The sequence below is a fragment of the Nocardioides carbamazepini genome, assembly GCF_024614185.1.
Classification (GTDB): Bacteria; Actinomycetota; Actinomycetes; order Propionibacteriales; family Nocardioidaceae; genus Nocardioides; species Nocardioides carbamazepini.
Genome location: NZ_JAHTLF010000003.1, coordinates 92,367 through 107,346, shown reverse-complemented (window position 1 = coordinate 107,346; position 14,980 = coordinate 92,367). Strand labels below are relative to the sequence as shown.

Annotated in this window: 12 protein-coding genes; 4 read left to right on the top strand and 8 right to left on the bottom strand. The window is 72.5% G+C overall.

Features of this window, described 5'->3' with window-relative positions; translation table 11 throughout:
• Nucleotides 1-14: 14 nt before the first annotated feature.
• The 4 genes from KVF89_RS01110 to KVF89_RS01095 all read right to left on the bottom strand — a co-directional run bounded on the left by KVF89_RS01110 (nucleotide 15) and on the right by KVF89_RS01095 (nucleotide 4,513).
• Nucleotides 15-1,976, bottom strand: a complete 1,962-nt coding sequence (locus tag KVF89_RS01110; protein ID WP_257422654.1) for an ABC1 kinase family protein — start codon at nucleotides 1,974-1,976, stop codon at nucleotides 15-17.
• Nucleotides 1,977-2,039: 63 nt separating this feature from the next.
• Complete coding sequence (locus KVF89_RS01105; RefSeq protein WP_257422653.1) at nucleotides 2,040-2,630, bottom strand: TetR/AcrR family transcriptional regulator; 591 nt, start codon at nucleotides 2,628-2,630, stop codon at nucleotides 2,040-2,042.
• Nucleotides 2,631-2,638: 8 nt separating this feature from the next.
• On the bottom strand, nucleotides 2,639-3,841 hold the full coding sequence (locus tag KVF89_RS01100; protein WP_257422652.1) for a cytochrome P450: 1,203 nt from the start codon (nucleotides 3,839-3,841) through the stop codon (nucleotides 2,639-2,641).
• A 138-nt stretch (nucleotides 3,842-3,979) separates the two neighbouring features.
• Nucleotides 3,980-4,513, bottom strand: a complete 534-nt coding sequence (locus KVF89_RS01095; RefSeq protein WP_257422651.1) for a Dps family protein — start codon at nucleotides 4,511-4,513, stop codon at nucleotides 3,980-3,982.
• A gap of 194 nt (nucleotides 4,514-4,707) precedes the next feature.
• Here KVF89_RS01095 and KVF89_RS01090 point away from each other — a divergent pair, with 194 nt between their 5' ends.
• Both KVF89_RS01090 and KVF89_RS01085 read left to right on the top strand, forming a co-directional pair.
• Nucleotides 4,708-5,691, top strand: coding sequence for an ATP-binding cassette domain-containing protein (locus tag KVF89_RS01090; protein WP_257422650.1), 984 nt, complete (start codon nucleotides 4,708-4,710; stop codon nucleotides 5,689-5,691).
• A 5-nt stretch (nucleotides 5,692-5,696) separates the two neighbouring features.
• Nucleotides 5,697-6,488 (top strand): ABC transporter permease, encoded by a 792-nt coding sequence (locus KVF89_RS01085; RefSeq protein ID WP_257423006.1) that lies wholly within the window; start codon nucleotides 5,697-5,699, stop codon nucleotides 6,486-6,488.
• 76 nt (nucleotides 6,489-6,564) lie between these two features.
• Here KVF89_RS01085 and KVF89_RS01080 read toward each other — a convergent pair whose 3' ends face one another.
• Nucleotides 6,565-7,947: an FAD-dependent oxidoreductase gene (locus tag KVF89_RS01080; protein ID WP_257422649.1), complete on the bottom strand. Its 1,383-nt coding sequence runs from the start codon at nucleotides 7,945-7,947 to the stop codon at nucleotides 6,565-6,567.
• Between the two features lie 225 nt (nucleotides 7,948-8,172).
• The gene (locus tag KVF89_RS01075; protein ID WP_257422648.1) at nucleotides 8,173-9,525 is read right to left on the bottom strand and encodes a cytochrome P450; all 1,353 of its coding nucleotides are present in this window, start codon (nucleotides 9,523-9,525) and stop codon (nucleotides 8,173-8,175) included.
• Between the two features lie 97 nt (nucleotides 9,526-9,622).
• On the opposite strand from KVF89_RS01075, the gene KVF89_RS01070 reads away from it, so the two are divergent.
• Together KVF89_RS01070 and KVF89_RS01065 are read left to right on the top strand one after the other, a co-directional pair.
• Nucleotides 9,623-10,426, top strand: a complete 804-nt coding sequence (locus KVF89_RS01070; RefSeq protein ID WP_257422647.1) for an HAD family hydrolase — start codon at nucleotides 9,623-9,625, stop codon at nucleotides 10,424-10,426.
• Nucleotides 10,423-12,939, top strand: coding sequence for a glycoside hydrolase family 65 protein (locus KVF89_RS01065; RefSeq protein ID WP_257422646.1), 2,517 nt, complete (start codon nucleotides 10,423-10,425; stop codon nucleotides 12,937-12,939). Before KVF89_RS01070 ends, KVF89_RS01065 begins: the two co-directional genes overlap by 4 nt.
• A 43-nt stretch (nucleotides 12,940-12,982) precedes the next feature.
• On the opposite strand, the gene KVF89_RS01060 is transcribed toward KVF89_RS01065, so the two are convergent.
• Both KVF89_RS01060 and KVF89_RS30285 read right to left on the bottom strand, forming a co-directional pair.
• Entirely contained in the window at nucleotides 12,983-13,669 is a 687-nt protein-coding gene (locus KVF89_RS01060; protein WP_257422645.1) for a helix-turn-helix transcriptional regulator, read from the bottom strand.
• Between the two features lie 46 nt (nucleotides 13,670-13,715).
• On the bottom strand, nucleotides 13,716-14,972 hold the full coding sequence (locus KVF89_RS30285) for a sensor histidine kinase (RefSeq protein ID WP_257422644.1): 1,257 nt from the start codon (nucleotides 14,970-14,972) through the stop codon (nucleotides 13,716-13,718).
• Nucleotides 14,973-14,980 lie beyond the last annotated feature (8 nt).

The window sequence follows — 14,980 nt, the reverse complement described above, 5'->3', positions numbered from 1 at the left end:
TCCTCGCCGCCGCCCTACTCCCGGCGCTGGAACAGTCGCACCACGACGCGCAGCGCCAGGGTGACACCGCAGAACCCGAGAGTCAGCCCGAGCAGCCCGAAGAGCGAGAGCTCGTCGGTCAGCTGCGGCCCGCCGCCGGTCCCGCCCAGCACGACAGCCAGGATGCAGGCGGTGATGCCGAAGGCCGCCGCCAGGCCGTTGTTGACCTGGTCGCGGAGCCAGGCGCGGTCCTCGGCGTCGCCGAAGGCGCGGGTGCGGACGGTGAAGGTGCCGTCGCCGAGTGCGCTGGTGAGGTGCTCGACGCGCTCGGGCAGCCGTCGGGCGATCGCCGCGACGACACCGGCCTGGCTGACGGCCTGGGCCGCGACCCGCTTCGGCTCGGCGAGCCGCTTCAGCAGGGACGGCAGCTGGGAGCGGGCCGACTGGAGCAGGCTGCTGCCGGGATCGAGCAGGGTGACGGCCGCCTCGACCGAGGTGAGGGTGCGGAAGGCTGCGGCGACGTCGCCGGGGACACCGATCCCGTGGCGGCGGAGCACCGCGAAGATCCGGGTGAAGGTGTCGCCGCCGATGTTGGTCTGCAGCTGGAGCGCCGCGATCTCGCGGCCCAGCTCGCGGCGCAGCAGCGGGACGTCGAGGCTGTCGGGCACGTCGAAGGCCAGGGTCAGCGCGTCGACCGCGGACACCGCGTCGTCACTGAGGATCGCGAACAGCAGGAGCGCCAGCAGCTGCCGGGTCTCGCTGTCGAGGATCCCGACCGCACCGAAGTCGAGCAGCCCGATCCGTCCGTCGTCGAGCACGAGGATGTTGCCGGGGTGCAGGTCGGCGTGGAAGACGCCGGCGACGAAGACCGTGTCGAGCAGGGCACCGATGAGGGTGTCGGCGAGCTCCACCCGACGGGCGGGGTCGAGGCCGGAGACCGCGGCCTCCCCGGCCGACAGGGGTACGCCGTGCAGCCGGTCCATCACGAGGACCCGGCGGGTGCTCAGCGTGGTGTCCACGGCCGGGACGACGATGTCGGTCCGCTCCCGCAGCGCCGCGGCGCCGGACGCGGTGTTGCCCGCCTCGATCCGGTAGTCGAGCTCCTCACGCAGCGACTGGGCCAGGCCCGCGGCCAGTCGCGAGACCGTCATGTCCCGCGCCCACGGCCAGCGCTGCTCGGCCGTGCGGGCCAGCCGGACGAGGATGTCGGTGTCGACCTCGACCTGCCGGCGCGCCTTGCTGCGCTGCACCTTGACGACGACGTCGCGACCGTCGTGGGTGGTCGCGGTGTGCACCTGGGCCACCGACGCGGCCGCGAGCGGGTCGGTGTCGAAGGCGGCGAAGAGGGCATCGGGCCGGTCGCCGAGGTCGGCCTCGATCGTGGCCGCCACGGCGTCGTACGACTCCGGGGCGGCGTCGGACTGCAGGGTCGCCAGCGCCCGGGTGGTCTCGGCGGGCAGCAGGTCGTCGCGGGTGGCGAGGATCTGGCCGAGCTTGACGAAGGTGACGCCGGACCTGTTGAACACGGAGGCGAGGGCGGGGCCGAAGGAGGCCGAGCCCGGGCCGCCGCGCAGCACCGCACCGAGCCCGGAGCCCGTGGCGGCGCGGCCGATCTGGAGGTAGCGCCGGGTCCGGCGCAGCCACGCCCGGAGCCGGCCGACGGCCTCCCGCGGGCCGGGCACCGTGCCCGAGGGGAGCAGCACCTCGAGCAGCATCACGACGGCGAGCGCGGCCGCGAAGACCCACAGGCAGCTGACCAGGAGGAAGGCGGCAGCCGTCCCCTCGGAGGTGGTCAGCTCGCCGCTCTCGGTGCCGACGCCGGCGGCGACGGCCAGCTTGCCCGTGACCGGGATGCCGACGAGCAGCGCTACCCAGCCCACGAGCAGCGTGCGCAGCCAGCCGACGCGGGCACCGAGGATGCGGCGGATCACCGCCGCGAGGCCGGCGGCCAGGACCAGGCTCGTGACGACCGTGTAGACCCACACCAGCGCTCCCACGGGCTCCACCGTAGGGGACGACGACCCGGATCCCGGGGCGGTCAGGGGCCGTTCAGGGACCCGTCAGGGGGTGGTCAGGGCGATCACCGGGGCGACGAAGCGCTCGACCAGCCGGCGCTCCTCGGCCACGTTCCCGCCCGGGACGGTCAGCAGCGACACGATCACGCGCACCAGCCAGCGGGCGGCCTCCGGGTCGGGCGCCATGGTCAGGCCGAGCGCCTCGATCACCTCGGATCCCTGGGCGAGGTCGGCGGTGTGCCCGGCGTCGGTCTCCCGGAACCAGGCGGCGAGTGTCGGCGCCGCGCGCACGTGGCGCAGCGCCGAGAGGACGGCCTCGGTGACCGGGTCGCCCGCCGCGGCGGCGAGATCCGCGACCACGAGCGCGCCGACCCGGATCGCCTCCCGCTGCACGAACGCCAGCTGCAGCGCCGGTCGGTCGGGGAAGTAGCGATAGAGCGTGGCCCGCGAGCACCCGGCTGCGGCGGCGATCTCGCCCATCGCGACCCCGTCGACGCCACGCTCGGCGAAGAGCGACCCGGCCGCGTCCAGGATCCGCTCCACCGCGGGGGCCCGGCGGTCGACCCAGGTGCTCTCGGGCCGGCTCGTGGCGCGGTTCGCGCGACGGCTCGTGCCAGGGCTCGTGCCAGGGATCATGCCAGGGCTCATGCCACGGCCAGCGGGACCGAGAGCGGACGGCGGACGTAGGGGCCCGACGCCCAGGTGATCGCGTCCTCGTCGACCGTGAAGTAGGGGATCCGCGCCAGCACCTCCTCCAGCGCAACGGTGATCTGCAGCCGCGCGGCGGCCGCGCCCAGGCAGTGGTGGTGACCCTGGCTGAAGCTGAGGATCTGGGTCGGCCGGCGGCGTACGTCGAGCGCGTCGGCGTCGGGGCCGTACCTGCGCGGGTCGCGGTTCCCGGCGCCGTACAGCAGGAGGACCTTGCGGCCCGCGGGGATCGTCGTGCCGTGCAGCTCGACGTCGCGGGTGGTTGTGCGCGCGAGGCCCTGCACCGGCGAGGTGAGCCGGAGGAACTCCTCGACCGCGTCCGGCACCAGGCCCGGGTCGCCGGCGAGCAGCGCACGCTGGTCGGGACGCCCGGCGAGCAGCTGGACCGCGCCGCCGAGCGCGCCGGTCGAGGTGTCGTTGCCGCCGGCCACCATCGTGAAGACGAACGCGAGGATCTCCAGCAGCTCGACGTCAGCCTGGACCAGCTGGGAGACCGTGTCGTCACCGGGCTCGTGGCGCCGGCGCTCGACGAGCTCGGAGAAGTACGCCATCAGCTCCAGCGTGGCATCGGCCGCGCCGGCCGCCGCGACCTCCCCCTCGCCGGCGACGTTGGCCGCGACGATCGCGCCGCTCCAGTCGTCGAAGCGCGGCTGGTCGGCGGCCGGGACGCCGAGGTAGTGGCCGACCACCAGGCTGGGCAGCGGCTTGAACAGCTCGGCCACGATGTCGCCGCCGCCCACCGACCGCAGGGCGTCGAGCCGCTCGGCGGCGAACGCCCGCACCACCGGCTCGAGGTCGCGCACCTGCCGCGGCGTGAACCCGCGCGCCACCAGCTTGCGGAAGGTCGTGTGGGCCGGCGGGTCCGTCATCACGAACGGCGGGTTGTCGACCAGGCCGATCCGCTCGAGCTCGTCGTACTCGACGGTGAGGCCGCGCGCGCTCGAGTAGGTCGCCACGTCGACCGCGGCGGCCAGCACGTCGGCATGGCGGGACAGCACGTAGTGGTCACGCTCCGCCCGTCCGTCGGGCACCACGTGGTGCACCGGGTCGTGGTCGCGCAGCCAGGCGTACGACGCCCAGGGGTCACGCCAGGCGGCCCCGCCGCCCGGCTGGTAGCCCTGGGACAGTTCAGTCGACATGCCCCAACAATGAGACATGTCGACCAATCTGTCTAGTGTCGCAGGGCGACGCGAGGGACGGCTCAACTACCAGATGTGCTGCCCGCGAGCCGTCATCACGACGAATTCGGTAGTTGCGCGGCGCACCAGGCCGGCAGCTCAGGCGATGACCGGCTCCGGCACCGACGCGCCCGGCGTACGCCGCTCGGCGTCGGTCAGCCAGGCGAGCTGCTCCAGGCGCTCGATGATCGTGTGCAGCAGGTCGGCGGTGGTGGGGTCGGCCGCGTCGATCTCGTCGTGGACCCGGCGGGCGGTGCCGACGACGGCGTAGATCGAGGCGACGATCGCGTCGATGGCCGCACCGGTCTCGACCTCGCCGCCCGGGAAGGCGGGAAGGCTGGACTGGGCGGCGGTCCGGGCGGCGGTGCCGTCCGGGACGACGTAGACCGCGCGCATCCGCTCGGCCACGTCGTCGGCGAAGGTGCGGGCGGCATCGACGATCTCGTCGAGCTGGAGGTGCAGGTCGCGGAAGTTGGCGCCGACGGCGTTCCAGTGCGCCTGCTTGCCCTGGAGGGCCAGGTCGTTGAGGTCGACGAGGACCTGCTGGAGGTGACCGGCGAAGGTCGCGTCGGCACGGAAGGCGGGGTGCGAGACGTGCTGGCGGGTGCGGTGCTGGGTCGCGGTGGCGGCCATGGAGGGTGCTCCCTTTCGTTCGTTCTCTTGCGGTGTCCACCACTGTGCCACCTTTTCTTGAACCGTTCCAGGAAAGCGAGCCTTGCCTCAGTTCCGGACCGGCCGCGATGAGTTCCGGTGTCGGTGGCGGTCCCTAGTGTGCGAACCGGGATAGACGATCGACACGAACCAGACGAGGAGACCCAGGGGCTGCGATGAGCGAACCCATGATCCGCGCGACCGGACTGGTCAAGCGCTACAAGGACGTCGAGGCGCTCGCCGGGCTCGACCTGGCCGTGCCCGAGGGCAAGGTGCTGGCGCTGCTGGGCCCCAACGGCGCCGGCAAGACGACGGCCGTACGCTGCCTGACGACCCTGCTGAAGCCCGACGCCGGCACGGCCACGGTCGCCGGCATCGACGTGCTGGCCGACCCGGCGGCGGCCAAGGCCAAGATCGGCCTCTCGGGGCAGTACGCCGCGGTCGACGAGCACCTGACGGCGTACGAGAACCTGGTCATGATCGGCCGGCTCTACCACCTCGGCCGCACCCGGGCCCGGGCGCGGGCGCAGGAGCTGCTCGAGCGCTTCGACCTCACCGAGTTCGCGAGCCGGCCGACCAAGACCTACTCCGGCGGCCAGCGCCGGCGCCTCGACCTGGCCGGCGCGCTGGTCGCGGCGCCGCCTGTGATCGTGCTCGACGAGCCGACCACCGGCCTCGACCCGCGCAGCCGCCAGCTGATGTGGGACGTCATCCGCGAGCTGGTCGGCGAGGGCGCGACACTGCTGCTGACCACGCAGTACCTCGAGGAGGCCGATGTCCTGGCCGACGACATCGTGGTGATCGACCACGGCCGCCAGATCGCCCACGGCACCGCCGACGAGCTCAAGGCACAGACCGGCGGGCAGCGGATCGAGGTGGTGCTCACCAGCACCGCCGACACCGAGACCGCGAGCCGGATCCTCAACGACGTCGCCGTGGGCGAGGTCAAGGTCAACGGCGGCGGGCGCGAGCTCGCGGCCGCGGTCGGCGAGGACGCGGCGGGCGACCTGCTGCGTGTGCTCCAGGGCTTCGAGCGCGACGCCGTGAAGGTCCTCGACGTCGGGCTGCGTCGCCCGACCCTCGACGACGTCTTCCTCACCCTGACCGGCCACGAGAGCACCACCGACAGCACCGACGAGAGCGCGGAGGCGCCCCAGTGAGCACCATGGCCCAGGCCCTCAACGACGGCTGGGTGGTCGCCCAGCGCAACCTGATCAAGATCATCCGGGTGCCGGAGATCCTGGTCTTCGTCCTGGTCAGCCCGATCATGTTCGTGCTGCTGTTCGCCTATGTCTTCGGCGGCGCGATCGAGACGCCCGGCGTCAACTACCGCGAGTGGCTGATCGCCGGCATCTTCGGCCAGACCATCGTCTTCGGCGCCACCTTCACCGGCGCCGGCCTCGCCGAGGACATGCAGAAGGGCATCATCGACCGGTTCCGGTCGCTGCCGATGTCCAACTCGGCGGTGCTCGTCGGCCGGACCGCCTCCGACGTGGTCTACAACGTGCTGTCATTGATCATCATGGCGCTGACCGGGCTGATCGTCGGCTGGCGGATCAACGAGGGCGCCCTCAAGGCACTGGCCGGGTTCGCGCTGCTGCTGGTGTTCGGCTACGCGATCAGCTGGGTGATGGCCTGGGTCGGCCTGATGGTCCCCAGCGTCGAGGTCATCAACAACGCCTCGTTCATCGTGATCATGCCGCTGACCTTCATCTCCAACGCGTTCGTGCCGACGGAGTCGTTCAACAAGGTGCTCAAGCCCTTCGTCGAGTGGAACCCCGTCTCCGCGGTCACCCAGGCCAGCCGCGACCTGTTCGGCAACACCGGGGTGGGTCCGGGCTCGGACGCCTGGTCGATGCAGAACCCGGTCGCCTACACGCTGATCTGGGTGGTGCTGATCATCGCGGTGTTCGCGCCGCTGTCGGTACGCCAGTACCGGCTCACCACGAGCAAGTAGTCCCCGTCGTACCGGACGAAACCGTCGTGGATCGGCCGATCTCAGGACGGTTCTGTCCGGTACGACGGCGCGGAGGTCAGAGCCGGTCGGCCAGCCTCCGCGCGGCGATCTGCAGCGCGTCCCACACCGTCGCGAACGGCGGCGCGTAGGCCAGGTCCATGCCCGCCAGGTCGTCGACGTCGAGGCCGCCCCACAGGGCGGCCGCCGCGGCGTCGATCCGCTTCGCCGAGCCCGGTCCGCCGACGATCTGTACGCCGAGGAGGCGGCGGGTCGTCCGGTCGGCGATCACCTTGGTCTGGATCTGCTCGGCCTCGGGCATGTAGCCGCTGGCCGTCGTGCCGATGGTGACGAGTGCCGCGACGTCGTACCCGGCGGCGGTGGCTGCGGCGCTGGAGAGCCCGGTCCGGGCGATCTCCAGGTGCACACCGCCCGCGACGAACCGGGTGATGGCGGTCCCCAGTGCACCACCGAAGCGGCGGTCGCCACCGAGCAGGTTGTCGCCGACGACCCGGCCCAGCTTGTTGGCATGCGTGCCCAGGGGCAGGAAGGCACGGCCACCGGTGAGCCGGTGCGTGACCTCGCAGCAGTCGCCTGCGGCCCAGATGCCCGGCGCGACCCGGCCGCCGGGGTCCGGCAGGTAGCCCCCTTCCACCCCCAGCGGCAGCCCGGCCGCGGCTCCCAGGGAGGTGGCGGGCTCGACCCCGATCGCGAGGACGACGACATCGGTGGTGAGGCGCTCCCCGGTGTCGGTGACGACGCCGCCCACCCGTCCGTCGGTCGTCTCCAGCCGCTCGACGGTGCGACCGGTGCGCAGGTCGACACCGCCGGCCACCAGGGCGGCCTCGATCTCCGCGCCCAGGTCCGCATCGAGACTGCTCATCACCCGGCTCCGGGTGACGAGCGTCGTCGTCAGCCCACGCCGGATCAGGGCCTCGGCCATCTCGAGGCCGATGTAGCCGCCGCCGACCACGACCGCCCGGGTCGGGCCGCCCATCTCGCCGGCCTCGGCGAGGAGCCCGGTCCACACGGCTCCGTCATCGAGGTTCTTGACCGGATGCACCCCCTCGACCAGCCCTCCGGCCGCCGTCCGCGCCCAGTCGGGCACGATCGGCGCGGCGCCGGTGGCGAGCACCAGCTCGTCGTACTCCAGCTCGTCGGGGCCGCCATCGCCCTCGACCCGGACCCGCCGTCGCTCGGGGTCGAGCGCCACCGCCCGCGTCCCGAGCCGGAGGTCGATCCCGGCTGCGCGGTGCTCCCGCGCGGAGCGGGCGACCAGGTCCTCGCCGCCCGGCACGTCCCCGGCGATCCAGTACGGGATGCCGCAGGCGGAGTACGACGTGTGGCCGGTCGCCTCGAGCACAGTGATGCCGACCTCGCGGTCGGCGCCGGCGGCCGCGCGCAGGGCCGTGTGGGCGGCGCTCATCCCGGCGGCGTCGGCACCGACCACCACGATCCTCACGCCCGCGACCCTATGTCCCCCGACCCGTCGCAAACTGAACTGGGTATCACCCCGACCCGGCTCAGATTGAGCCACCAGACGCGCCGACCCGGCGCAAACTGAACCAGGTTGCGCGCCGACCCGGCGCAAACTGAATGCGCGCGCGTTCAATCTGCGCCGGGTCGGCGGTGCTTCGAGTTCAATCTGGGCCGGGTCGGCGCGATCTCAGATTCAGTTTGCGCCGGGTCAGGCGAGGGCGGTGGCCCGGCCGGTGCCGGTGTAGACGGGGAGCGCCTCGACGCCGTAGACGGCCGACAGCTTGCGGAACTCCAGCGCGGAGATGTCCTTGGCCATCGCCAGGTCCGGGAACCGCTCCGCGAGCATCCGGAGGGCGGTGCGCAGCTCCATCCGGGCCAGCTCGGCGCCGACGCAGCGGTGCATGCCCCAGCCGAAGGCGAGGTGGCGGGTCGGCTCGCGGGCCGGGTCGAACTCGTCGAGGCCCGGCGCCAGGCGCGGGTCGCGGTTCGCGGCCAGGAGCGAGACGCCCACGGCGTCGCCCTCCTTGATCAGGGTGCCGCCGATCTCGACGTCCTGCTTGGCGAAGCGCAGGAAGGCGAGCTGGACGACGCACAGGTGGCGCAGCAGCTCCTCGACGACCTGGTTGACCTGGCCAGCGTCCTCCGAGCGCAGCATCTCGCCGGCCTTCGGGGTGGTCGCGATCAGGTAGGCACCCAGTGCCAGCATCGACGCGGAGGTCTCGTAGCCGCCGAGGAACACGCCGTCGGCGATGCCGCCGAGGGTGACGTCGTCGAGCTCGTCGCCGTGCTCCTTCAGCAGCGCGCCGATCAGCCCGTCGCCGGGGTTCTCCCGCTGCTCGCGGACGGCGTTGATGAGGAACTCGCGGGTGTGCGCGGCCGCACCGAACGCGCCCGCGCCGCCCTCGGTGAGGTCGAACCGGGCGACCCCGAGCTCGAGGAAGCGGGCCCGGTCGTCGACCGGGAGGCCGAGCAGGTCGCAGATGACGTCGAACGGTACGGCGAAGGCGAACTCCTCCACCATGTCGACCGGACGCCCGGCACGGCCGGCCACGGCCATCGCGTCGAGCCGCTGCTTGACGATCGCCTCGATGCCGGGCTGGAGCCGGGCGAGGCGACGCATCGTGAACTCGGGGGTCAGATAGCGGCGCAGAGCCGTGTGCAGCGGCGGGTCGGTCATGCCGAGGCCGCCGATCTGCTCCTCGTCGGAGCGGCCTTCCTGCGACACGAACTGGCCGAGGTCGTTGGACCACACCTCCGCGCCGCCGGCGAGCACGTCGCGCGCCTCGTCGTACCCGCTGACCAGCCACACGCCCTTGCCGAACAGGTCGGCGAGCTTCTTCACCGGTTCCTCGGCCTGCACCTTCGCGAGCTCGGGCACCGGGTCGAGTCCCTCGCGGCGCAGCGGGAGCGTGAAGGCGTCGGGCAGGAAGCGCAGCTTGCGCAGGTCGATCCCGTTGCGCATGGTCCGGTTGAGCAGCCAGATGCCGATCCGCTGCTTGGCGGGGCCGAGCACGGGGTCCAGGACCGGCCGCAGCAGCGAGTCGAAGAGAGGGATGCGCATGGGTGCATTTCACCAGACGAGACACCTCGGTGAATCCGGTGTGACCCGGATCGCGTCCCTGACCCGACCCTGAGGTCCGCACCGTTAGCCTGAGCGGGTGCCTCGGACACAAGTGGACTGGGATGCCTGGAAAGCCGTGCTGTTCGACCTCGACGGGGTGGTGACGCCGACCGCCGTGGTGCACATGCACGCCTGGGACGCGATGTTCAACGCCTTCCTCACCCGCAGGACGGCGGAGGACGGCGTCGCCCATGCGCCCTATACCGAGCAGGACTACTTCGCCTACGTCGACGGGAAGCCCCGCTACGACGGCGTCCGGTCCTTCCTGGCCTCGCGTGGGATCACGCTGCCGGAGGGCACCCCCGACGACCCGCCGACCGCGCAGACGGTGTGCGGGCTGGGCAACAGCAAGAACGACGCCTTCGAGCGGATCCTCAGCTCCGAGGGCGTCGTCCCCTACGCCGGCTCCGTGGAGCTGATCCTCGCCCTGCACCGCCGCGGCGTCCCGATGGCGGTCGTGTCGTCGTCGCGCAACGCTCCGGCGGTCCTCGCGGCCGCCGACCTGAGCGCGTACTTCGCGCTCGTGGTGCACGGCGGGCTCGCCGAGGAGCTGGGACTGCCCGGCAAGCCGGCCCCGGACACCTTCGCGTACGCCGCCCACCGGCTCGGCGCGACCAACGCGCAGGCCGTGGTCCTCGAGGACGCCGTCAGCGGCGTGGCCGCCGGCCGGGCCGGCGACTTCGGCCTGGTGATCGGGGTCGACCGCGGCGCCGGGACGGATGCGCTGACCGCGGCCGGCGCCGACCTCGTCGTGACCGATCTCGCCGACGTCGTACCGGACGACCATCCGAACGACCACCCGAACGACCACGCGAACAACCAGCCAGGGGAGAGTCCATGAACGCACCCGAGGGCCCGTCCCACAAGGCGCCTCCGGTCGAGGATCCGCTCGACCGCACCCGGTTCCCCGTCGACGAGTGGCGGCTGGTGGAGACCCGCTTCGACGCCTCCGACCTCGGCACCACCGAGTCGCTCTTCACCGTCGGCAACGGCTATCTCGGCCTGCGCGGCAACTACTCCGAGAGCCGCGACGCCCACCTCGACGGCACATTCATCAACGGCTTCCACGAGACCTGGCCGATCTCCCACGCCGAGGAGGCCTACGGCTTCGCGCGGATCGGGCAGACCATCGTCAACGTGCCGGACCCGAAGGTGATCCGGCTCTACGTCGACGACGAGCCGCTGCAGGTCTCGGTCGCCGACCTGCTGGAGTACGAGCGGGCCCTGGACTTCCGCTCCGGGGTGCTCAGCCGCGACCTGCTGTGGCGCACGCCCGGCGGCAAGCGGGTCCGGATCCGCAGCACCCGGATGGTGCCGCTGGAGCAGCGTCACCTGGCCGTGCTCACCTTCGAGGTCACCCTGCTCGACCAGCACGCGTCGCTCGCGATCTCCTCCCAGCTCGTGAACCGTCAGGACGAGCAGCGTGAGGAGGGGCCGCTCGACCAGAGCGGCGGCAGTACGGCGGACCCGCGCCGGGCCGAGGACTTCGACCGGCGGGTGCTCGAGCCGCGCATCCACGGCGCCGACCCGGAGACCGGCCGGCTCCGGCTGGGCTACCGCACCGCACAGAGCGGGATGACCCTGGGGGTGGTCGCCGATCACCTGCTCGAGTCGGCGTCGCCGTACTCGATGGACGTGCAGGCCGAGGACGACCTCGTCAAGGCGATCTACCGGATCGCGGCCGAGCCCGGGGTGCCGGTGCGGCTCACCAAGCTGGTCGCCTTCCATACGGCCGAGACGGTGCCGCCGCGGGAGCTGATCGACCGCTGCGAGCGGACCCTGGCGCGCACCCACGAGGAGGGCGTCGACCACCAGTACGCCGCGCAGCGGGCCTGGCTGGACGGGTTCTGGGCGCGCGCGGACGTCGTGGTGGCGGGCCAGCCTGCGCTGCAGCAGGCGATCCGGTGGAACCTCTTCTCGGTCCTGCAGGCCTCGGCGCGTGCCGAGGGCCAGGGCATCGCGGCCAAGGGCGTCAGCGGGTCGGGGTACGGCGGCCACTACTTCTGGGACACGGAGATCTACGTGATGCCGTTCCTGACGTACACGATGCCGTGGGCGGCGCGCAACGCGCTGCGGTTCCGCTACAACCTCCTCGACAGCGCCCGGTCGCGGGCGCGCGAGCTGTCCCAGAAGGGCGCGCTCTTCCCGTGGCGCACGATCAGCGGGCAGGAGGCGTCCGCGTACTACGCCGCCGGGACCGCGCAGTACCACATCGACGCCGACATCGCCTATGCGCTCAGCCAGTACGTCGGCGCCACCGGCGACGACGAGTTCCTCGCCCGCGAGGCGGTCGACATCTTCGTCGAGACCGCCCGGATGTGGGCCGACCTCGGGTTCTGGCGCGACGAGACGAGGCGCACCTTCCACATCCACGGGGTCACCGGTCCGGACGAGTACACGACCGTGGTCAACGACAACCTGTACACGAACGTGCTCGCCCGCTTCAACCTCCGCCGCGCCGCCCGCGCCGTGTGGGAGCTGCAGCGCGACGACCCGGCGGCCTACGAGGCGCTGGTCCGGCGTACCGGGCTGACGTCGGACGAGCCCGACGAGTGGGCCGAGTGCGCCGCCGGCATGTCGATCCCGTTCGACTCCTTCCTCGGCATCCACCCGCAGGACCGGCACTTCCTCGAGCGGGAGATGTGGGACCTGGAGAACACGCCGCTCGACAGCCGCCCGCTGCTGCTGCACTACCACCCGCTGGTGATCTACCGGTTCCAGGTGCTCAAGCAGGCCGACGTCGTCCTCGCGCTGTACCTGCAGGGCGAGGACTTCACGGCCGAGCAGAAGCAGGCCGACTTCGAGTACTACGACCCGATCACGACCGGTGACTCCACCCTGTCGGCCGTCGTCCAGTCGATCGTCGCCGCCGAGGTCGGCTACCACTCACTGGCGCTGCGCTACTTCCACTCCGCCCTCTTCGTCGACCTCGCCGATCGCCACAACAACACCGCCGACGGGGTCCACGTGGCCTCCACCGGCGGCGTCTGGAGTGCCCTCGTCGGCGGCTTCGGCGGCTTCCGCGACCACGGCTCCGGGGCGGGCGACCAGCAGTGGCAGCTCGACCCCCGCCTGCCTGACGAGTGGTCGTCGCTGGTCTACCGGGTGACCCTGCACGGCACCCGGGTCCGGGTCACCGTCCGCCCCGCCGAGCTGGAGCTGTACGTCGAGCAGGGCAGCGGGCCCGCCACCTTCTCCGTGCGGGGCGAGCTGGTCAAGGTCGCCCCGGGTGCGCCGGTCGTCGTGCCGCTCGAGCACCAGGGACCGCGGCTGGACGGCGAGCCGCCGTACCCCGCCGGGATCCAGCGCGCCGACGGCACGGTCATCTCCGCGATCGTCCCGAGCGGGTACTGAGGGCTGCGTGAATCCCCGGACATCCCGGGATTCATGCGACCGATCAGTCGGCCCCCGGCGGGTGCCAGTCGGCCCGGTTGGCCAGCCCCACGGCCGCGATCTGCGACGACACCGCGAGCTTGGCGAGGATGGCCTTGACCTGGGTCCGCACGGTGGCGTCGGAGACGACGAAGTGGGCGGCGATCTCGCTGACCGTCTCGCCGAGCAGCAACCGACCGAGCACCTCGCTCTCCCGCCGGCTGAGCTGCTCCAGCCGGTCACGGGCCTCGGCGCGCTCGCGGCTCTGCTGGCGCGCGAGGTCGATCAGCGACGCTCGTTCGCCGTCCGCGAGCACGGGGAGTCCCTGGTCGACGCGGCGGATCGTCGCGAGGATCTCGTTGAGCGAGCCGGACTTGGGCAGGACGCGGCGCGCACCCAGCGCGAGGCACTCGCCCCAGCGTGCCCGGTCGGTGGCCCCGGTGACGACGACCACCTGGGCCTCCGCCTCGACGAGGGGGGCGATCAGCCGGCGCCCGTCACCGAGCGCGCCGAGATCGAGGTCGAGCAGCACCAGGCCGGGCCGCACCCGCAGGACCCGGCTCAGCAGGGCCTGGACCGAGGTGAAGGCGTTCGGCGAGACGCTCAGCGCGTCGTAGCCCTCCAGCTCGAGCGCGAGCTCGAGCGACTCGGCGAAGAGCACGTGGTCCTCGAGCAGGACGACGCGCATCTTCCCGCGCGCCGCCCTGTTCATCGTCGCCACCGCGGCGCGGAAGACCGTGTGCTCACGCGCCCGATTATCAACCGACAGCCCCCTCCGCGACCGCGGAACCCGCAGGTCCGTCGGCGACCGGCAGCTCGACGGTGAAGGTGGCGCCCTCACCGAGCGCGGAGGCGACCCGGACCGACCCGTCGTGCAGCGTGACGATCCGCTCGACGATGGCCAGGCCGAGCCCGACGCCCGGCCGCCGGCGTACGGCGCCGTCTCGGGAGCGGAAGAACTCCTCGAAGACCCGCCCGCTGTCGGCGTCGTCGATACCGATGCCGGTGTCGGCCACCTCGAGGACCACGGTCGGTCGGCCGTCGCGGCCGGCGGTCTCGGCGACACGGACCCGGACCTCGCCACCGGGATCGGTGTACTTGACGGCGTTGGAGAGCAGGTTGGTCACCATCCGGTCGAGGTCCTCCGGGTCGCCCACCACCACCGGCACGCCGGTGACCTCCAGCGACACCGACACCTCCCGGAGCCGGGCCGCACCGTCGTGGAAGCCGATCACGTCGCGGGCGACCGCGCCCAGATCGGTGGGCGCGACCCGCAGGGTCGCTCCCGGACGGCCCAGCTTCGCCAGGGCGGCCATGTCGTCGACGACCGACCTGATCCGGTCCGTGCCGGCGTCGACGGCGTCCAGCGCGGACCGTGTCACCTGGTCGGGAGTGGTACGACGGCGCAGCACCTCGACCGTGTTGGCGATGGCCGCGGCCGTGCCCCGCAGCTCGTGGGACAGCACGTCGATGATGGTGCGACGGTACTCCGCCACCGCATGCTCGCGCTCGACCAGTATCTCCAGGTCGCCCCGCTCCAGGGCGGTGACGAGCGCCCGCTCCGCCAGTCGGACGTACATCTGCAGCGTCTCCCGCTGGGCGGCGTCGGGTCGCCGGCCGTTGCGCGGCAGGTCGACGGACAGCAGGCCCCGCAACAGCCCGTCGTCGTCGCGCAGGAGCCCGCACAGCAGGTCGTCGGGGTCCCAGGCGTCGGGAACGTCGAGCGCGACCATGTCCGGCACCCAGTCGTGCCCGTCGAGGTGGCCGCCCGAGCTGCCGGCGGGCAGGAACCGCAGGGCGCCCCAGATCTCGGCGGGTGCCAGCTCCTGCTCGACCAGGTCCACGGGCGCCCGGAGGTCGAGCAGCCGCGCGCTGGCCTCGTCGTCCCCCACGACCGCGACCGTGTGGAGCAGGCCGTCGCCGACCAGGCTGACCGCGGCGAGGTCGAAGCCGGCGAACTCGCGCACGCCCTCGGCGATCAGCTGGAGGGTGCGCGACAGGGCGGTGTCCACCACGATGGCCT